The organism is Arthrobacter sp. TWP1-1, from assembly GCF_049897845.1.
In the GTDB taxonomy this organism is placed as follows: domain Bacteria; phylum Actinomycetota; class Actinomycetes; order Actinomycetales; family Micrococcaceae; genus Specibacter.
The window spans coordinates 122,219-139,769 of the sequence record NZ_JAFCXC010000001.1 but is presented as its reverse complement, the minus strand read 5'-3'; the positions used below and the strand labels follow the sequence as shown (position 1 = coordinate 139,769).

The 17,551-nt window shown below is 62.6% G+C and carries 18 protein-coding genes; 9 read left to right on the top strand and 9 right to left on the bottom strand.

Annotated features, from left to right (window positions below; translation table 11 throughout):
* Nucleotides 1–56: 56 nt before the first annotated feature.
* On the bottom strand, nucleotides 57–806 hold the full coding sequence (locus tag ACP7B9_RS00725; protein ID WP_425859858.1) for an SDR family oxidoreductase: 750 nt from the start codon (nucleotides 804–806) through the stop codon (nucleotides 57–59).
* A gap of 256 nt (nucleotides 807–1,062) precedes the next feature.
* On the opposite strand from ACP7B9_RS00725, the gene ACP7B9_RS00720 reads away from it, so the two are divergent.
* Nucleotides 1,063–2,472 (top strand): amidohydrolase, encoded by a 1,410-nt coding sequence (locus ACP7B9_RS00720; RefSeq protein WP_425859856.1) that lies wholly within the window; start codon nucleotides 1,063–1,065, stop codon nucleotides 2,470–2,472.
* A gap of 180 nt (nucleotides 2,473–2,652) precedes the next feature.
* Here ACP7B9_RS00720 and ACP7B9_RS00715 read toward each other — a convergent pair whose 3' ends face one another.
* The 3 genes from ACP7B9_RS00715 to ACP7B9_RS00705 all read right to left on the bottom strand — a co-directional run bounded on the left by ACP7B9_RS00715 (nucleotide 2,653) and on the right by ACP7B9_RS00705 (nucleotide 6,300).
* The gene (locus ACP7B9_RS00715; protein ID WP_425859854.1) at nucleotides 2,653–3,333 is read right to left on the bottom strand and encodes a transglycosylase family protein; all 681 of its coding nucleotides are present in this window, start codon (nucleotides 3,331–3,333) and stop codon (nucleotides 2,653–2,655) included.
* A 391-nt stretch (nucleotides 3,334–3,724) separates the two neighbouring features.
* Complete coding sequence (locus ACP7B9_RS00710) at nucleotides 3,725–4,918, bottom strand: cystathionine gamma-synthase (protein ID WP_425860712.1); 1,194 nt, start codon at nucleotides 4,916–4,918, stop codon at nucleotides 3,725–3,727.
* A complete protein-coding gene (locus ACP7B9_RS00705) occupies nucleotides 4,915–6,300 on the bottom strand; it encodes a cystathionine beta-synthase (protein WP_425859852.1) in 1,386 nt (461 codons plus the stop codon). The genes ACP7B9_RS00710 and ACP7B9_RS00705 overlap by 4 nt, the downstream gene beginning before the upstream one ends.
* Nucleotides 6,301–6,411: 111 nt before the next feature.
* On the opposite strand from ACP7B9_RS00705, the gene ACP7B9_RS00700 reads away from it, so the two are divergent.
* The 4 genes from ACP7B9_RS00700 (at nucleotide 6,412) to ACP7B9_RS00685 (ending at nucleotide 8,357) form a co-directional block, all read left to right on the top strand.
* Nucleotides 6,412–6,855, top strand: coding sequence for an SRPBCC family protein (locus ACP7B9_RS00700; protein WP_425859850.1), 444 nt, complete (start codon nucleotides 6,412–6,414; stop codon nucleotides 6,853–6,855).
* 62 nt (nucleotides 6,856–6,917) lie between these two features.
* Complete coding sequence (locus tag ACP7B9_RS00695; RefSeq protein ID WP_425859848.1) at nucleotides 6,918–7,499, top strand: AAA family ATPase; 582 nt, start codon at nucleotides 6,918–6,920, stop codon at nucleotides 7,497–7,499.
* Nucleotides 7,496–7,945, top strand: a complete 450-nt coding sequence (locus tag ACP7B9_RS00690; protein WP_425859846.1) for a helix-turn-helix transcriptional regulator — start codon at nucleotides 7,496–7,498, stop codon at nucleotides 7,943–7,945. Before ACP7B9_RS00695 ends, ACP7B9_RS00690 begins: the two co-directional genes overlap by 4 nt.
* 10 nt (nucleotides 7,946–7,955) lie before the next feature.
* Nucleotides 7,956–8,357, top strand: coding sequence for a VOC family protein (locus ACP7B9_RS00685; RefSeq protein WP_425859844.1), 402 nt, complete (start codon nucleotides 7,956–7,958; stop codon nucleotides 8,355–8,357).
* Between the two features lie 112 nt (nucleotides 8,358–8,469).
* Here the strand turns inward: ACP7B9_RS00685 and ACP7B9_RS00680 are convergent, their stop codons facing one another.
* Nucleotides 8,470–11,922: a bifunctional proline dehydrogenase/L-glutamate gamma-semialdehyde dehydrogenase gene (locus tag ACP7B9_RS00680; protein ID WP_425859842.1), complete on the bottom strand. Its 3,453-nt coding sequence runs from the start codon at nucleotides 11,920–11,922 to the stop codon at nucleotides 8,470–8,472.
* A 177-nt stretch (nucleotides 11,923–12,099) separates the two neighbouring features.
* Here ACP7B9_RS00680 and ACP7B9_RS00675 point away from each other — a divergent pair, with 177 nt between their 5' ends.
* A complete protein-coding gene (locus ACP7B9_RS00675) occupies nucleotides 12,100–13,023 on the top strand; it encodes a LysR family transcriptional regulator (protein WP_425859840.1) in 924 nt (307 codons plus the stop codon).
* Between the two features lie 40 nt (nucleotides 13,024–13,063).
* On the opposite strand, the gene ACP7B9_RS00670 is transcribed toward ACP7B9_RS00675, so the two are convergent.
* Entirely contained in the window at nucleotides 13,064–13,657 is a 594-nt protein-coding gene (locus ACP7B9_RS00670) for a hypothetical protein (protein WP_425859839.1), read from the bottom strand.
* 112 nt (nucleotides 13,658–13,769) lie between these two features.
* Here ACP7B9_RS00670 and ACP7B9_RS00665 point away from each other — a divergent pair, with 112 nt between their 5' ends.
* On the top strand, nucleotides 13,770–14,519 hold the full coding sequence (locus ACP7B9_RS00665; protein ID WP_425859837.1) for a ferritin-like domain-containing protein: 750 nt from the start codon (nucleotides 13,770–13,772) through the stop codon (nucleotides 14,517–14,519).
* 44 nt (nucleotides 14,520–14,563) lie between these two features.
* Here the strand turns inward: ACP7B9_RS00665 and ACP7B9_RS00660 are convergent, their stop codons facing one another.
* Nucleotides 14,564–14,782 carry a helix-turn-helix domain-containing protein gene (locus ACP7B9_RS00660; RefSeq protein WP_425859835.1) on the bottom strand — a complete coding sequence of 73 codons (219 nt, stop codon included), beginning with the start codon at nucleotides 14,780–14,782 and terminating at the stop codon, nucleotides 14,564–14,566.
* The gene (locus ACP7B9_RS00655; protein WP_425859833.1) at nucleotides 14,782–15,567 is read right to left on the bottom strand and encodes a hypothetical protein; all 786 of its coding nucleotides are present in this window, start codon (nucleotides 15,565–15,567) and stop codon (nucleotides 14,782–14,784) included. Before ACP7B9_RS00655 ends, ACP7B9_RS00660 begins: the two co-directional genes overlap by 1 nt.
* 105 nt (nucleotides 15,568–15,672) lie before the next feature.
* Here ACP7B9_RS00655 and ACP7B9_RS00650 point away from each other — a divergent pair, with 105 nt between their 5' ends.
* Complete coding sequence (locus tag ACP7B9_RS00650; protein WP_425859831.1) at nucleotides 15,673–16,626, top strand: DNA-3-methyladenine glycosylase family protein; 954 nt, start codon at nucleotides 15,673–15,675, stop codon at nucleotides 16,624–16,626.
* 70 nt (nucleotides 16,627–16,696) lie between these two features.
* Complete coding sequence (locus ACP7B9_RS00645; RefSeq protein ID WP_425859829.1) at nucleotides 16,697–16,975, top strand: putative quinol monooxygenase; 279 nt, start codon at nucleotides 16,697–16,699, stop codon at nucleotides 16,973–16,975.
* A gap of 74 nt (nucleotides 16,976–17,049) precedes the next feature.
* Here ACP7B9_RS00645 and ACP7B9_RS00640 read toward each other — a convergent pair whose 3' ends face one another.
* The gene (locus tag ACP7B9_RS00640) at nucleotides 17,050–17,430 is read right to left on the bottom strand and encodes a thioredoxin family protein (RefSeq protein ID WP_425859827.1); all 381 of its coding nucleotides are present in this window, start codon (nucleotides 17,428–17,430) and stop codon (nucleotides 17,050–17,052) included.
* Nucleotides 17,431–17,551: the final 121 nt, after the last annotated feature.

Genomic DNA, 17,551 nt, shown 5'->3' with positions numbered 1-17,551 from the left:
ATACAGAAGGCGGCATGAATTGAATCTGCAGCCGATGCGGTGACTCGGCCCCGATGCTAGGAGGAGAAGCCGCCGTCGGCCTTGATCAGTTGGCCACTCACCCAGCGCCCGCCCGGAGAGAGCAGGAAGGCAACGGTCGGCGCAACATCGGCAGGGGTGCCCAGCCGCCCACTCGGTTGCAACGCCGTCATGGCGGTTCGTGTCTCTTCGTCCATCCAGCCAGTGTCCACGGGACCGGGGTTGAGCACATTGGCACTGATGCCCTGCCCACCCAGTTCACGCGCGGCGGCAATGACAATCCGGTCAAGGGCACCCTTGGAGGCGCCGTACGGAAGGTTGAATGCTGTGTGGTCACTTGTCAGCGCAACCAAGGCTCCGCCGTCGTCCGTTGCCTGCCGGGCAAAAGCGGCAATGAGCTGCCAGTTCGCGCGGGTATTGACGGCGAAGTGGCGCTCAAAACTCTCCAGCGAGGTGTCCAGAATCCCCGAATCGATCGATTCGCAATGGGACATGACCATGCCCGTCAGCGGCCCGGCTTCCTTGGCGATCTGTGCCATGAGACGTTCGACGGCGGCCGGGTCGCCCAGGTCCGCCGGCAGGGCCCACACCTGCGCGCCGGCTGCCTCAAGCTCGGCCGTGAGCGTGTCGATGTCCTCCGGTTGGATACCCCAGGGCATGCGTTCGTCATAGGCCTGCCAGTAATTGAGGACCAGATTCCAGCCGTCGGCGGCGAGCGCGCGGGCAACGGCGGCACCAATACCCACCGTGCGACCAACGCCGGTGATCAGGGCGGTTTTCTTATGCATCGCCTCAGCCTATGCGTCGGGGCGAACCATTATGCGCAAAACCCATGGCGAGTCCGGCGCATCTTGACCCGGGCGCAAAACTCACCGCGGGTTCAGCGCATACAGAAAGTAGACCGTCCTCTATGCGCAAAACTCACTCCGAGTTCAGCGCATACAGGAAAGTGGGGCACCGTTTGGCATGCCTCCCCCAGTGGCCCGGTGCAGAAGTAAACGTTGTAGCTTGGAATAGTTCACCATTGGCAAACGAAAGGCCGTCATGACACCCTCAGCACCCACCCCGAAGCCCGGCGGAACGTCAGAGGGCGCCTTTGTGCCAGGTCGGGTCACCCGCCGGGCGGCTGCGCCAGCAGGAAAACCAGGTGGTCTCCTCGTGGCCAAATCCGTCGCCGCCAAGCCCGGTAAAAAGTCCGGCAAGGCTGTGCCGGTGAAGCCTGCGGCCAATACAGCCTCGATCAGCGCGGCCATTCGTGAGGCTGCAGCCGTCGCCAAGAAGCGGGTTTTGGCCATCGTCAACGCCCACGTGGTACCCGTGGAAGGCGAACCGTTTGACGGCACCGTGCTGGTTGAAGGCGGCAAGATTCTTGGCCTCGGCGCATCCATCCAGGTCCCTGATGGTGCAGATGTACTTGATGCGAAAGGCCAGTGGCTGCTGCCCGGCTTCATCGACGCCCATGTCCACCTGGGCATGCACCCCGAGGGCGAGGTGGGTTCCACGAGTGACGTCAATGAAATGACCGATCCCGTCATGGCGGCGGTGCGTGCCATTGACGCCGTCGACCCTTTCGACCCGGGCTTCAACGACGCCCTCGCTGGTGGCATCACGGCCGTCAACGTGAACCCGGGTTCCGGAAATCCCATCGGAGGGTTGGCCGTGGCCATGCACACGCACGGGCGCTACATCGAGGAGATGGTACTGCGCTCCCCCAGTGGGCTGAAATCCGCCCTGGGCGAGAACCCCAAGAACGTTTATGGCGAGATGAAGAAGACGCCCTCCACCCGGCTGGGCACGGCGCTGATTATCCGTCAGGCTTTCATGGCTGCCCAAAATTGGATGGCGCTGCCCGAACCGCGGCCGCGCGATGCCCAGATGGAGGCGTTGGCCATGGTGTTGCGTCGCGAGATTCCGTGGCGCCAGCACTGCCATCGGGCCGACGACATTGCCACGGCCATGCGCCTGGCCGACGAATTCGGCTACGAACTGGTCATTGATCACGGCACCGAGGCCCATATTCTGGGCGATGTGCTGGCCAAGCGCGGCACGCCAGTGCTGATCGGTCCGCTATTCACTACCAAGTCGAAGCCGGAACTGCGTGGCCGCTCCATTGCCAACCCGGGCAAGTTGGCCGCCGCAGGAGTGGAGATTTCGATCATCACCGACCACCCGGTTGTGCCCATCAACTTCCTGGTCCACCAGGCCACCTTTGCCGTGAAGGAAGGCCTGGACCGGGACGTGGCATTGCGCGCCATCACCATCAACCCGGCCAAGGTGCTGGGCTTGGCTGAGCGGATCGGCTCGCTGAAGGTTGGTAAGGACGCCGACCTGGTGCTGTGGAGCGGGGATCCTCTGGACGTCATGCAGACCGCGCTGACGGTGTTTATCGGCGGCAAGCAGGTTTACACGTACGACACCGACACTCGGGTAGGTGCCGCAGCCTCCCGCGTGTAACCCACCGCCTCCCGAACGCGGCATCACTTTCCGGCCTTAAATCGTAAACGCTCCATCACTTCATGTGAAGTGATGGAGCGTTTGGCGTTACTAGCCCTAAAGTGATGCCGCGTTCGGTGTGGTGGGCCCACGCGCCCGAGGGGCCCCGGCCGAAGAACGAGGCTGGGGAGGGCGTGGGGACTAGGCCGGGAGCTGAAGTACTGCGCCCGTGAAGATCAGGTCCTGGTGGATAACCGTGTCGGCGTTGGCCTGGAAAAGGGCTTCCCAGCCGCCAACGACGCCCAGCTTGTCAGCAATGGTGCTCAGGGTATCGCCGGACTCGATGGTGTACGTCTCGCCGCTCAGGGCTACCTCTGCTGCGGCGGGAGCCTGCTCAACGGGAGCCTGCTCAACCGGTGCTTCCACTACTGGGGCCTGCTCAACAGGGGCCTCTACTACGGGGGCCTGCTCAACGGGCACTACTTCAGCGGCCTGCGCAGCTACCGGGGCCGGGGCGGCAGGAACAGCAGCCGGTGAATAAGCCTCGCCACCGCCGCCGCTCAAGCCAAGCTGTGCCGCACAGGAAGGCCATGCTCCCCAGCCCTGACCGGCCAGAACATTCTCGGCCACAGCGATCTGCTGCTCACGCGTAGCGTTTTCAGGAGCGCCGGTTCCACCGAAGGCTGCCCAGGTGCTCGGCGTGAACTGAAGTCCGCCGGAGAAGCCATTACCGGTGTTGATGGCCCAGTTGCCGCCGCTTTCACACTGTGCCAGTGCATCCCAGGTGCTGCCGTCGGCCGCGTTTGCGCCGGTTCCAGCTACGGCCAGGCCGCCGCCAACAAGGGCGCCAACAGCCAAGACTCGGCCAATATTCTTAGTCATTTTGAAGTTCTTCATCGATGCGTTCTCCCAAAGGCCACCCTCGCTCCATCCGTCCCCGGACATCCGCGCGCCACCGTCGAACCTATATAAATGGAGGTTGTTTCCGTGGCCTTCCGCATGACGGTGCGTGGTGTTGGAAGGCCCGGGCAATCGTGGGCGAAAGAGTGCCGCCCGCCCCGCAGGGCATGACTAACCCTAAAACGATACCGAATCGATATGCAAATCAGCTAACTGTTACCTAATTGTCATACCTTTTAACAGAGTGATGGTGTAGGTATCGATGAAGCTTCCCCGCAAACAAGAACGCTCTCGCAGCGTTAACTGCAAGAGCGTTCATGAAAAGTGCCCCATATCTGATGGAGCGTTGAGTTTGGAGGGGAACGGGCGGGGCCTAACCCAGGGTGTTGAGCGCCTGGTCCAGATCGGCAATGAGGTCAGCGATGTCCTCGATGCCCACGGACAAACGAATCAGGTTCTCCGGCACGGCCAGCTCGGTGCCCTTGACGGATGCGTGGGTCATATCGGACGGGTAGTTCATGAGCGATTCAATGCCGCCCAGTGACTCCGCCAACGTGAACAAGTGAGTGGACTCCGCCACCTTGCGCGCAGCAGCCTCGCCACCCTTGAACTGCACCGAGATCATGCCGCCGAAGCCGCGCATCTGGCGGGCGGCCAGCTCGTGGCCCGGGTGGTCGGGCAGGCCCGGGTACAGCACCTTCTCAACCTCGGGCCGGGTCAGCAGCCATTCCGCGATGGTCTGCGCGTTGCTGCAGTGACGGTCCATGCGAACGCCGAGCGTCTTGAGTCCACGCGTGGTCAGCCAGGCCTCCATCGGTGCGGAAACTGCGCCCACGGCGAACTGGACGAAGCCGATCTTCTCGGCAGCCTCGGCGTCGGACAAAATGATGGCGCCACCGGAAGCATCCGAGTGTCCGCCAATGTACTTGGTGGTGGAATGCACCACGATGTCGGTGCCCAGGGCGAGCGGGTTCTGCAGGTACGGCGAGGCAAAGGTGTTATCGACCACCAGCAGCGCGCCGGCGGCGTGAGCCACCTCGGCGAGCGCGGCAATGTCGGTGATCTTCATCATGGGGTTCGACGGCGTCTCCACCCAGATCATCTTCGTCTTGCCCTCGGGACCGCCGGCGGCAACAGCGGCAGCCAGCGCATCGGCGTCGTTCATGTCCACTGCGGCGTTGCTGATGCCCCAGACCGACAGAACCCGGTTGATGAGCCGGTACGTTCCACCGTAGACGTCGTTGCCCATGATGATGTGATCACCGGGGACCAGCAGCGCACGGATCAGGGCGTCTTCGGCAGCCAGGCCTGAGGCGAAGCTGAACGCGAATTCGCCGCCTTCAAGTGCTGCGAGCTGTGCCTGCAGGCCATCGCGGGTGGGGTTGGTGCCGCGGCCGTATTCGTAGCCGTTGCGCAGCTTGCCAATCCCGTCTTGGGCGAACGTTGTGGTTTGGTACAGCGGCGGGATCACGGAGCCGGTGGTGGGATCGGGGGTCTGTCCGGCGTGGACGGCGCGGGTGTTGAAGCCTTCAGTCATGGTCTTGTTCCTTCGTCTGGAAACGGTCAGTCGTTGAGGTAGTTAAGTAGGTCGTGGCGCGTCAGAACGCCAACGGGCGCCCCCACAAACGTCACCATCAGCGCGTCCACGTCCTGCAATTTGGTGCGCGCGGCGGAGATCGGTTCCAGCGAACCGATGATGGGCAGCAGCGGCTGCATGTGTTCGGTGATCTTGTCCGTCAGCTTGGCCTCGTGGCGGAACAGCTTGCCCGTCAGGGTGCGCTCATCGACAGAGCCGATGACCTCACCCATCACCACAGGCGGTTCGGCGGACAGCACGGGAATCTGGGAGACGCCATATTCCGACATCAGGTTGATGACGTCGCGCACGGTCTCGTTCGGGTGGATGTGCACCAAATCCGGCAGCTGTCCGGTCTTGGCCTTGAGGACATCGCCAATGGCGGGCTCGTCGGTGACCTTCAAGAAGCCGTACGACTGCATCCACTTGTCATCGAAGATCTTGGCCAGGTAGCCGCGTCCACTGTCAGGCAGAAGAACGACGACGACGGCTTCCGGCCCGAGGTCTTTCGCGGCTTCCAGCGCGGCCACGACGGCCATGCCGGAGGAACCTCCCACCAGCAGACCCTCCTCGCGCGCCAGGCGGCGGGTCATGGCGAAGCTGTCATTGTCCGTGACGGCGATGATTTGGTGCGGGACGTTCTTGTCGTAGGACGGGGGCCAGATGTCCTCACCCACGCCTTCTACCAAATACGGTCGGCCGGTGCCGCCGGAGTAGACAGAGCCTTCCGGGTCGGCACCGATGATCTGGACCTCGCCGCCGTCGGCCTCGGGACGGTCAGCGGAGACCTCACGCAGGAAGCGGCCGGTGCCGGAAATGGTGCCGCCAGTGCCCACGCCGGCGACAAAGTGCGTGACCTTGCCTTCGGTATCGCGCCAAATCTCGGGGCCGGTCGATTCGTAATGGCTCAGCGGTCCGTTTTGGTTGGAGAACTGATCGGGTTTGTAGGCACCGGGAATCTCCTTGACGAGACGGTCGGAGACACCATAGTAGGACTGCGGGCTGTCGGCGGCGACCGCCGTGGGGGTCACCACTACTTCGGCTCCGTAGGCCTGCAGGACGGCGCGCTTGTCCTCGCCCACCTTGTCCGGGACCACAAATACGCACTTGTACCCGCGGGCCTGGGCCACCATGGCCATGGCGACGCCGGTGTTGCCGCTGGTGGGTTCCACGACCGTGCCGCCGGGCTTGATTTTGCCTTCTTTGGCAGCCTCGTCGAGCATCTTCACGGCGATGCGGTCCTTGGCGGATCCGCCGGGATTCATGTACTCAAGTTTCACCAAAACGGTGGCCTGGATGCCCTCGGTCACCTTGTTCAATTTCACCAAGGGAGTGTTGCCAATGAGGTCCAAGACGGAGTTCGCATACTTCATAGACTCAAACGTAGTCCCCCGGCCGCACTGGTGACTACCGACCATTACGTCTTAGTGCCCAATCCAACCTTGCATCCGCGCCCGGCGGCGGCCCCGGTATAAGATACGCCCATGGAATACACCCAAGAGATTGTTGTCAACGTTCCGCGGGATCGATTCATTGAACTTTTCGACGATCCGAGCCTCTTGTCGCAATGGCAGAAAGGGCTGCTCTCCTTTGAGCCTCTGACGGGTACCCCCGGACAAAACGGCGCAACCTCGAAGCTCGTCTACAAACGCGGCCGCGGCACCTTGGAAATGGTGGAAACCATTGTCCGACGGCAATTGCCGGATCATTTTGATGGCAGCTACGATGCCAAGGGCGTGCACAATATCTGCAACAACCAATTCATCGACGTTGACGGCACATCAACGAAGTGGGTGGCGCACAACATCTTCGAGCTGAAGGGCTTCATGAAAGTCATAGGGCTCCTCTTTGGCTCCAGCTTCAAAAAAGAGAGCTACAAGTCCATGGAGGCGTTCAAGAACTTCGCCGAAACCACCCCGCGAGGCTGACCCTCGGGGCAGCTTTGCCCCGCGGCGTGGCAACAATCATTGGCTACGTTTTAGAATCAAGGATGCTCTCCGCCTCGGATCCCCTGCCCCACCTGCCGCGTCGCTTGCTGGTGGCTGGAGTGTCTGGTTCGGGCAAGACCTCACTGGCCGCACGCACGGCCACATCGTTGGGCCTTCGCTACACCGAGCTCGACAGTCTGTTCCACGGACCAAACTGGGAGCCGCGCGCGGACTTCGCGGCCGACGTCGAACGTCTCACCGATGCGCCGGGCTGGGCCACCGAGTGGCAATATTCTGCAATACGGCCCCTCTTGGCCGAACGCGCCGACACCCTGCTGTGGCTGGATTTCCCCGTGCCGGTCTCCATGTGGAGGCTCATCCGGCGCACAGTCCGACGCCGGCTGCGGCGCGTGGAACTGTGGAACGGCAACTTTGAAGGCCCGCTCTGGAGCATTTTCATCGACGATGACCACATCATCCGTTGGGGATGGCGCACCCGCCATTCACTAAGGACGGCGGTGCCGGAGCTGGAATACGAGTATCCAGGGCTTCAGGTGGTGCGGTTCGGCTCGCCCAAGGATGTTGAGGTGTGGATGGACCTGCTGGAACGCCGCGTTAGCTCCCACGAACGGCAACAGCTGTGACGCCGGAGGAATTGGCAACACTCACGCTGCTGCGCAAGGCCCGTGACATGATCGATCGGTACTACGCGGAGCCGTTGGACGTGCCAACCATCGCGGCGAAGGCGTTCATGTCCCCGGCCCATTTCTCCCGCAAGTTCCGGGCTGCCTATGGTGAAACGCCGTACAGCTACCTCATGACACGGCGGATCGAACGGGCTTCGGCGTTGCTGCGTGCCGGCTATTCCGTCACCGATGCGTGCATGGCCGTGGGCGCCACCTCGCTTGGCTCCTTCAGCAGCCGCTTCACGGAAATCATGGGTGAGGCACCGAGTAGCTACAAGGCCCGGGACCACAAGGCCATCGAAGCCATGCCGCCATGCTTTGTCAGGGTGACTACCCGGCCGGCGCGCGACGGTTCTGGCAAGTCGAGCAGAAATGAAGAAGCACCCGGGGCCCTGAGGTCATAACGTAAGTGTCATGACTATTTCACTGCAATACACGCATTTGACAGTTACCAACCCCGATGACGCCATCGCCTTCTACCGGGACGCGCTGGGCCTTGAGGTTCAGAACGATGTCAGCAATGGCGATTTCCGCTGGGTCACCATGGGCACGCTCTCACAGCCGGGCCTGGGAATCGTCCTGTCCGAACCGCACGCGGGGCGCTCTCAGGAAGACGGCGACGCCATGGCTGAACTCCTGGCCAAGGGTGTGCTGCCCATGATCAATTTCAGCGCCTCCGATCTCGACGCCACCTTTGATCAGGCCGTGACCGCCGGCGCCGAGGTTCTCCAAGAACCCGTGGACCAGCCGTGGGGCCCGCGCGACTGCGCCTTCCGCGACCCGTCCGGAAACATGGTCCGCGTTTCCCAGGCGTAATCCGCTGGCGGCCGCTGGTCGAGCTTGTCGAGACCCGGTGCATGGATCTCGACAAGCTCGACCACCGAAGCAGACAGGCTCGATCACCGAAACGATTGACCGATCGATGCTGCTAGATCAGACCGTCCGAGAGGTGGTTCGGGGTGCCGAAGCGGTGCGCCGTGATGCTGACTGCCTGTTCGTGCAGGAACGGCAGCATCTCAATGCGCCCGGCTTCGGTGACCTCGCCGTGGTAAATCGCTAGGTCTGGACGCCCGCCGCTTGCCTCATAAATGGCGGAAGCATCGCCATCAATCAAGCGAATCCGCCCGGCGCCGAAGCGGCGCGCGGTGGTGAGCCACTCGGCGTCATTCTCGGCGGTGACGGTGATGCGCAAGCTCAACAGCAGCGCCCTCAGTGCGCTGGGAAGTTCGACGCCGGAGGAGACTTCCGGGGTAGCTCCGGCCAGGATTCCTGCCGCAAGTACGCGCATGAGCTTCGCGATGGAACCGCCCTCTGCCAGACGAACCAGCGGGTTCAGGGTCATGTAACGGAACACGTTGCGCTCGGCTGACAGTGCGGAAACATCCTTGGCTGCCCCAAACTCCGAAGCCCAGGCGGCGGCGTCGCTGTGCAGCGACCGTGTCAGGAAAGAAAGCTCGTCGGAAGACAGTGACGTGCCGGCCGTGAGCATCTTGCGCGCGTTGTCGCCCAGCGGCGCGGTGGCAGTGGATTCAGCCGGCTTCCACGAACCGAGACCGGCTAGGTAGTTGGGCCCGCCGGCCTTGGTTCCGGCACCAACTGCCGACTTCTTCCAGCCGCCAAACGGCTGGCGCTGCACAATGGCGCCGGTGATGCCGCGGTTCACATAGAGATTGCCAGCCTGGACGGTGTCCAGCCACAGCCCAATCTCCGCGGAGTCCAAAGAGTGCAGCCCCGAAGTAAGCCCGTAGTCGATCGCGTTGACCATCGAGATGGCTTCCTCGAGCGTTTCTGCGTGCATTACGCCAAGTACCGGCCCGAAGAACTCGGTCAGGTGAAAGTGCGAACCTGCTGCGACGCCGGTGCGCACGCCCGGGGACCAGAGGCGCCCGGATTCATCGAGTTGGCGGGGTTCAATGGCCCAGGCTTCGCCTGAGTCCAAGGTGGTCAGGGCGCCCAGCAGCTTGCCGGCCGCCGGTTCGATGACGGGCCCCATCTGGCTCGTTGCCGTTTCCGGGTAGCCAACGTTGAGGCTGGCGGCGGCATCCAACAACTGGTTCCGGAACCGGTTGGATTTCGCCACGGAGCCCACCATGATCACCAGTGAGGCTGCGGAGCACTTCTGCCCGGCATGCCCAAACGCGGACTGGACAACGTCCCTGGCCGCGAGATCAAGGTCCGCGCTGGGCGTGACAATGATGGCGTTCTTGCCAGAGGTTTCCGCCAGCAGCGGCAGGTCGGTGCGGAAGCTGCGGAACAGTTCGGCGGTCTCGTAGCCGCCGGTCAAGATGACGCGATCAACGGACGGGTGAGCGACGAGCGCCCGGCCCAGCTCGTTTTCGCCCAACTGAACCAGCGCCAAAACCTCGCGCGGAACGCCCGCATCCCACAACGCCTGCACCATGATGGAGCCGCTACGCTGCGCCTGAGGTGCTGGCTTAATAACGACGGCGGAGCCCGCGGCGAGTGCCGAAAGCGTAGACCCGGCCGGGATGGCTACCGGGAAATTCCAGGGCGGCGTCACGACGGTGAGTTTTGCTGGGACGAACGTTGCGCCGTCGACCGTTTCCAGATCCTTGGCGCGTTCGGCGTAGTAATGCGCGAAGTCGATGGCCTCGCTGACTTCGGGATCGCCCTGATCGAGGGTCTTGCCCGTTTCTGCGGCCATAACCTCCAGCAGCTCGGCGCGGCGGGATTCCAGGATCTCGCCTGCACGGTGCAGCACGGCCGCGCGCTCGGCGCCGGTCATGGCGCCCCACGCTTTTCCATGCTCGACGGCGGTCTCCACGATCGCATTCAGCTCACCAAGGTCGGTGACGGTGGTGGCGTTGACGAGGTCGATTCCCAGAGTGGAACCGGGGATGCGGGCCAAGATGCCGGAGCCCCATACTCGGTTCGGGGCCAAGGCTGGATCGGTGTCCGGGGTGTTCGCGAAGCCGTCGGCAGCGGGGGCAGCAGCCGGGAGTGAACGGTCCTGCAGCCGGTTGGAGGGCGGAACTGCGGTGTCGAGCGTGGCGAGGGAAGCTAGGAAACGGTTCTTCTCGCGCTCAAAAAGGGCCTCATTTTCGGAGAGTTCAAAGACTGCGGACATGAAGTTGTCCTGGCTGGCACCCTCCTCCAGACGGCGGATCAGGTAGGCGATGGCCACATCGAACTCGCCAGGGTGGACCACGGGTGTGTAGAGCAGAAGGGAGCCAACATCGCGACGGACCGCCTCGGCCTGACCTGTGGCCATGCCCAGCAGCATCTCAAATTCCAGCTGTCCGGACGCCGTGCTGATCCCGCGATCCTTGGCCAGGAGCCAGGCGTGGGCCACGTCGAAGAGGTTGTGGCCGGCCACGCCGATGTGCACATTGCTGATGTGCTCGGGTGTCAGCGCGTAGTTCACGATGCGCTTGTAGTTCGTGTCGGAGTCCTGCTTGGTGCCCCAGGTGGCCAGCGGCCAGCCAAACACGGACGCCTGTACCTGTTCCATGGGGAGGTTCGCACCCTTGACGATGCGCACCTTGACGGGTGCACCGCCGTCGGCCGTTCGCGCGGCGGCCCATTCCTGAAGGTCGATCATGGCGGCGAGGGTATCGGGCAGGTATGCCTGCAGGACGATTCCGGCCTCGAGGTTCTTGAATTCCGGCTTATCCAGGATGCGCTTGAAGACGGCGATGGTCATGCCGAGGTCCTTGTATTCCTCCATGTCCAGGTTGATGAACTTGGGCTTGGCGAAGGAATTGGCCAGCGTGTAAAGCGGAGTGAGCTTGTCCACCACATGGTTGACGGCGTCGTCGAATGCCCAGGCGGAGTGCGGGGCTACGGTGGAGGATTCCTTGATGGAGACGTAGTCAACGTCGTCCCTCGCCAGTAGCTTCAGGGTTCCGTCGAGGCGGCGATTGGCTTCGCTTTCGCCGAGGACTGCTTCGCCTAGGAGGTTGATGTTCAGATCAGCTCCGCCTGCCCGGATTTTGGCGATGGCCGGGCCCAACTTGGCGTCAGTGGCATCAACGATCAGGTGACCCACCATATCGCGCAGCACCCTTCGGGCAATGGGGATAACAAGTTGCGGCAGAACGGGGGCCATGACACCACCCAGGCGGACGGCGCCGCGCATGTACCAGGGCAGGAAGGCAGGTACCTTCGGAGCCAACGCGGCAAGATTCCGCCCGGCAACTGCGAGGTCCTCGGGGCGGATGACGCCGTCCACAAAGCCGACCGTGAAGTCCAGGCCATTGGGGTCTTTCAAGACGCCAGCCAGCCGCTGGGCGGACACGTCAGCGGGGAACTTGGCGGCTTCGGTGAGCCAGTGCCGAACGAGGGCGATGGTCTCCTCGGCAAGGTCGTTGCCGGGTACCGGGATGTTCGCGGCGGTGGCCGCTGGGACGGTGCTTGTCATGATGTCTGGTGCGTTCTTTTCTTCCGGTGTTCACGTTTGTTTTACGGGCCCGTTCGCCGTGTCCTCAATGACGCCAGCGGGTTTCCTTGAGTCCAGTATGGAGCTAATATTCAATAAGTAAAAGTGGTGTTTTTTGAAGATTATTAGTCAGTTTTACTTAACTATTTGGAGTACCCCATGTTGGACGTAAAACGGTTGCGCGTGCTGCGTGAATTGCACATCCGCGGAACCCTGGCCGATGTGGCCCTGGCCCTGCAATACAGCCCGTCGGCGGTGTCCCAGCAACTGGCCCAATTGGAGAAGGAGGCGGGGGTAAAACTGCTCCGCAAGGTGGGCCGGCGGGTGCAGCTGACCGCCCAAGCTGAGATCTTGGTGGCCCATACGGCGGACATCGTGGAATCGCTGGAGCGCGCGGAAGCCGACATGGCAGCCTCGCTGACCACTGTGGCCGGGACGGTAAAACTGGCCGTGTTCCAATCTGCAGCGCTGGCCCTGTTGCCTGAGTTGCTCACAGCCATGTCGCAGAGTTACCCGGACGTGCGTATCGAAATGACCCAGCGCGAGCCGGAGACAGCGTTGTACGAAACGTGGGCCCGCGATTTCGACATGGTCGTGGCGGAACAGTATCCGGGCCATGCAGCTCCCCGCCATCCCGAACTGGACCGCGTGGTGTTGACCACCGATGCCATCCGCTTGGCCGTCCCACCCGCTGGCGTTGCGGGGACCGTGACCCGGCTCCGCCCCGAACCGATCACTCACCTCGAGGACACCGCAACACTTCCCTGGGTCATGGAACCGCGAGGGGCAGCGTCCCGGCATTGGGCCGAGCAGGCGTGCCGACAGGCCGGCTTCGAACCGGATGTGCGTTTTGAGACGGCCGATCTCCAGGCCCAGGTGCGCCTCATCGAATCCGGCCACGCCGTGGCCCTGATGCCGGATTTGATGTGGACGGGGCGGGAACCGGCGTTGACGCTGCTCGATCTGCCCGGGCTCCCCCGGCGGACGGTGTTCACGGCCGCCCGACGGGCCAGCCGCCGTCGTCCGGCTATTTTGGCGTGCCGGGAAATTCTGCAGCAGACTGCCGAAGGCTTGTCAGCCTAGTTGTCATCCGGGGCCGGAAAGATTGCCTGGCAAGGCCCCGTTAGCGCGCCAGTTCCCTGAGCACGGGGCCAAGCAGTCGATACTGTGCGTCCGGGCTGAATTGCACCGTGTTGCTCATCAGGACCAGCTTCGGGAAGGGCCGGTGGAGCCATTCACCCTGAACCGGAACAACCCTTACCTCCAGCTCAAAGGGTGCCGCGCGGTGGCCCAGCTCCTTTTCAAGAGTGCGGACCAGTGCGGAAGGGATGGTGCTGTGTTTCTTGCCTGACAGCATGAGCTCGTCATGAAAGGCCACCTTGAAAAGTTCGGCTGCGCTCTGCGCTGCCAGGAAACACCTCTGGACCGAAGCCTGGAAATCAGGGTGCCGCTCCTCAAGCAACAGCTCGTCAAGAGACCGGATCCCGCTGCGGGTGCGGACCAGATCGGCAAACCAGTGCGCCCACTCATCGGCCAGAACGACGTCCGTCAGCGGCCCCCTCACGGCGATTTGCTCCGGAATTTGGGGCACCACGGGCGGCACAAAGAAGGGCCTTGTAGCCGGTAGCGCCAAGGCGTCCCTGACGAAGAGGGCGACCGAAAGAGGCCACGACGCATCCATGCCCATCCGCCAACCGGACCCTTGAGCAAACCGCATCGTGCCCCCAATTCACCTGCCGAAGTGTTTGCTGCCACCCTACTGGGGGAAGCTCTACTTTGCTACTGGAAAACCACCACCTGGCGCTTTCTGGGCCAGCTAGGCTGAGCAAATGACTTTCGCGAACTGGCTGGCCCACTTCCAACGCAATCCTGCGCTGCATCGGGAGCTGGAGTCCCAGATCGAATGGGATGCCCCCGTCCTTCTGAGCGAACGGGAGGTCAAGGCGTTTGCCCGATCATTCCAGCGCTTCGAACTCGGCGAAAGTGGCGACGGTCGGCGCCTGCTTGCCAAGGCCGCCCAGGAGGGCGATGCCACCTACCTGGCGGCGCTTGAACTGCTCGTGCATGAGGAGCAGAAACACTCCGAACTGTTCCGCCGCGGTCTGGAGCGTATCAACGCTCCAACTCTGGATGCGCATTGGTCAGATGCCGCATTTACTGTCCTGCGCCGAATACTCGGATTGCGCACCGAACTTGGCCTGTTCCTGATTGCGGAAACTGTGGCCATGGGCTATTTCACGGCGCTAGCGGAGCATGCGCCCGATCCCGTACTACGCGGGATTGGCCGCCGAATCGCCACGGATGAGCAGGACCACATCCGCTTTCAGATTGACCGCCTACGGCAGGGTTTCCACTACACGCCGGGCGCAGTGCGACTCGTCGTCGGGCTGATCTGGGGAGTCATCGCGGCCGGCGCAGCAACTGTCATGGCCCTCGATCATGGTCAGGCCCTGCGCGCCTGCGGCCTGTCACCTGCCAAGTTCTGGCTCCAAGCAACGGGCAGGTTCCAAGGTGCCGCCAAGCTGATTTTTGCAGCTCCCAAGGCCGAGTCCCTGGGCCCGCTCACCACGAACGCCTGAGCTGTGTGGTAGCCGTTGGGTTGAGTGCCTGTCAGCGGCGGAACCTACGCCAGCTCCAGGAGCTCGCCCACTTCGCAGTCGAGGACCTGACAAATGGCGAGCAAGGTGGAGAAACGGATGGCCTTGGCCCGATCATTTTTCAGGACCGAGAGGTTCACAATACTGATGTCCACAAGCTCGCTTAGTCGGGTCAAGGTCATGCCGCGTTCGGCGAGGAGGCTGTCCAGGCGGCAGTGGATGCCGGTTTCTTCGTCGTCAGCCACTAGATGAGCCCCGCCGTCTCTTTCTGAATCTTGCTGCCCTGGCGGAACAGCTCGGCCAGAACCATCAGCACCAGCGCTGCGCCAATGAACCAGAAGTTGAATTCCCACGCGTAAGCCACGGACGGCAAACCCACGATGTTGTGAATGTCCGTCCAGGGAATGGTCTCCCCGGACATGCCCCAGGCGCTGGCCCCAAGGAGCTGTTCTGCTGCCAGGGTTCCACCGAAGGCCTCGCAGCCCTGCCACACCAGGCCGCCGAGCAGCACCACACCGGCAAGCTGCTGGGCTCCCCGGATGAGTTGGGGGCCAAACAGGGTCTTGTTCATGACGGAGGTGCACAGTTTGATGATGACCAGCCCGGCTACCACCGTCAGGGCAGCTTGCGCCAGAACGGCACCGCTGAGCATCAAGCGGGTTTGCAGGTCCAGGCCGCTGGCGCTCACGGTGGCCCAGGTAAATCCGCCCGCCTCAACTGCAGCCAGCGGTGTCTGGATGGTGACGGAATCCGGCAGTGTCGGCCAGAACTCGGCCACCGGCAGCTTCACCGTGACCGCTTCGCCCCAGAGTGTTTCGGCGGTGGAAACGAGCCCGCCCAGAGTGCACGCGGCTACATAGAGCCACGCGATGCGGCGGGTTGCGCGGACCATGGTTCCGCCGGCGAGCGTCTCGGGATCCTTGCCCTCCCGCGGCTCGTCGGGCTTGCGGCGCGGGGCAAACAAAATCAAGGCCACCACGGCCAAGACAACCAGCACGAGCAACCACGACCACCACGTTGAAAGAACCATTTCCCCATACCTTAACGTTGTTCGATAATAACGATAAACGTTAAGCTAGCACTTGTGTGGCCACTTGGCCAGCCTCCTGTCAGACTCCCGTGCGACCATTGAGTCATGACCGCCACACCGCCCTCAGGACCCACCGCGGTCTGGGATTCCGGCCGTCCGTTCAATCTGCACCAGACTCTGGGCATCATTGGGCGCGGCCCGGGCGACCGTACGATTCAAATGACCCCCGGCACAGCCTGGCTCGCCTTCAACACACCAGATGGCCCCGCGACCCTGGGCATCACCCAACGTGGCACCGAGTTGCACGCCCAGACTTGGGGCCCCGGCGCCGAACACGCACTCACCACCGCACCTGCACTACTCGGTGCGCGGGATGACTGGTCCCCCTTTGATGCACCAGAATTCATCGATTCCCTGCCTCCTCGCATCAAGGAGGCCCGACGCCGACACCCGGCACTGCGCCTGCCCGCCACAGGGCGGGTGGTTGATTCGCTCGTGCCGGCCATCCTTGAGCAAAAGGTCACAACCCTCGAGGCCCACCGCGGGTACGCAACGTTGCTGCGAAAATTTGGCACGCAAGCCCCCGGCGCGGGCGAACATAGCCAGATTCCTGCGGATTTATTGGTAGCCCCGACTCCTCAACAATGGGCGGAAATTCCGTCATGGGAATGGCACAAGGCTGGCGTTGGGCCACAGCGTTCGGCGACCGTGATGCGGATGCTTCGTTCGGCGTCGGCCTTGGAACGTCTAGGGAAACTACCCGCTGCGGAAGCTGGCGCAAAGATGCAAAGCATTCCGGGCATCGGCGTGTGGACGGCGGCCGAGGTTACTCAGCGAACGCACGGGGATCCCGATCAGGTGGCGGTGGGCGATTATCACCTGGCCGCCTATGTTGGCTGGGCGCTGGCAGGGAAGCCGGTGGATGACGCGGGCATGCTGGAACTGCTTGAGCCGTGGCGCGGGCACAGGCAGCGGGTAGTACGGATGCTGTTTCTGAGCGGTTTCCGCAAGCCGTCGTTCGGGCCGCGGATGAGTATCCAGGACCACCGCGGACACTAGCCAACACGGCGGGCGTTCATAGAGCGGAATGACTTCCCCTCCGGGCATCTGCATCGCCTAGGCTTGTGCCATGAGCGAGATCATCAACCTACAGGCCACATTCATCCCCAATGAGGGCGAATTCTTCCGCGTGAAGCTCGCCCTCGACATTGCCGTTGAGCAGGTCGTTGAAGAGACCGGCTGCATCCAGTATGAAATCACCGAGGAATCGGAAGAGAAGATCGTACTGACGGAGCAGTGGGCTTCGGAGGAAGATCTGGAAAAGCACAGCAAGGGCATCGCCGTACAGGATCTCAACGAGTCCCTGAGCGCCCTATTGGCAGAACCCGCCAAACTGGAACGGATCTAAGCACCCACAGATTAATTGGTTGTGGCCCCCAAAACGCTACGTTTTGGGGGCCACAACTATTTTATGTCTTGAGGTTACTCGGCAGCGGGGCTTTCGGCCTGCTTGGCGGCGACGGCAGCATGAACCTCGGTCATATCCAGAGCCTTGACGGCGTCAATGACCGAATCAAGCTGGGTTCCGTTCAGTGCGCCAGGCTGGGCAAAGACCAAGACCTTTTCGCGGAACGCCATCAGGGTGGGGATTGAGGTGATGTTAGCCTCTGCCGCGAGCTGCTGCTGGGCCTCGGTATCAACCTTGCCGAACACGACGTCGTCATGCTTCTCGGAAGCAGCTTCGTAGGTGGGCGCGAAGCGAACGCAGGGCTGGCACCAGGAGGCCCAAAAATCAACGATCACAATGTCGTTGTCCTCGATGGTGGTGCCAAAGGATTCGGTGGTGATTTCAACTGTAGCCATGCTCCTACGGTACGTGACAGCCATGAGCCGTGGCCAGCTGTTTCGCCCAGCGCGTGAGCGGGAATAATTGGCAGTTGCCGGAAAAGGAGTCCTCGCAAGGTACGCCTTCACGGGATTTTGG

Coding starts and splice junctions, on each gene's coding strand:
- ACP7B9_RS00670 (WP_425859839.1), bottom strand. CDS start 13,657: ATGCGGTTTGCTCAAGGGTCCGGTTGGCGGATGGGCATGGATGCGTCG.
- ACP7B9_RS00705 (WP_425859852.1), bottom strand. CDS start 6,300: ATGAAGTATGCGAACTCCGTCTTGGACCTCATTGGCAACACTCCCTTG.
- ACP7B9_RS00715 (WP_425859854.1), bottom strand. CDS start 3,333: ATGACTAAGAATATTGGCCGAGTCTTGGCTGTTGGCGCCCTTGTTGGC.
- ACP7B9_RS00700 (WP_425859850.1), top strand. CDS start 6,412: ATGGAATACACCCAAGAGATTGTTGTCAACGTTCCGCGGGATCGATTC.
- ACP7B9_RS00720 (WP_425859856.1), top strand. CDS start 1,063: ATGACACCCTCAGCACCCACCCCGAAGCCCGGCGGAACGTCAGAGGGC.
- ACP7B9_RS00650 (WP_425859831.1), top strand. CDS start 15,673: ATGACCGCCACACCGCCCTCAGGACCCACCGCGGTCTGGGATTCCGGC.
- ACP7B9_RS00640 (WP_425859827.1), bottom strand. CDS start 17,430: ATGGCTACAGTTGAAATCACCACCGAATCCTTTGGCACCACCATCGAG.
- ACP7B9_RS00695 (WP_425859848.1), top strand. CDS start 6,918: ATGCTCTCCGCCTCGGATCCCCTGCCCCACCTGCCGCGTCGCTTGCTG.
- ACP7B9_RS00675 (WP_425859840.1), top strand. CDS start 12,100: ATGTTGGACGTAAAACGGTTGCGCGTGCTGCGTGAATTGCACATCCGC.
- ACP7B9_RS00725 (WP_425859858.1), bottom strand. CDS start 806: ATGCATAAGAAAACCGCCCTGATCACCGGCGTTGGTCGCACGGTGGGT.
- ACP7B9_RS00645 (WP_425859829.1), top strand. CDS start 16,697: ATGAGCGAGATCATCAACCTACAGGCCACATTCATCCCCAATGAGGGC.
- ACP7B9_RS00680 (WP_425859842.1), bottom strand. CDS start 11,922: ATGACAAGCACCGTCCCAGCGGCCACCGCCGCGAACATCCCGGTACCC.
- ACP7B9_RS00685 (WP_425859844.1), top strand. CDS start 7,956: ATGACTATTTCACTGCAATACACGCATTTGACAGTTACCAACCCCGAT.
- ACP7B9_RS00665 (WP_425859837.1), top strand. CDS start 13,770: ATGACTTTCGCGAACTGGCTGGCCCACTTCCAACGCAATCCTGCGCTG.
- ACP7B9_RS00655 (WP_425859833.1), bottom strand. CDS start 15,567: ATGGTTCTTTCAACGTGGTGGTCGTGGTTGCTCGTGCTGGTTGTCTTG.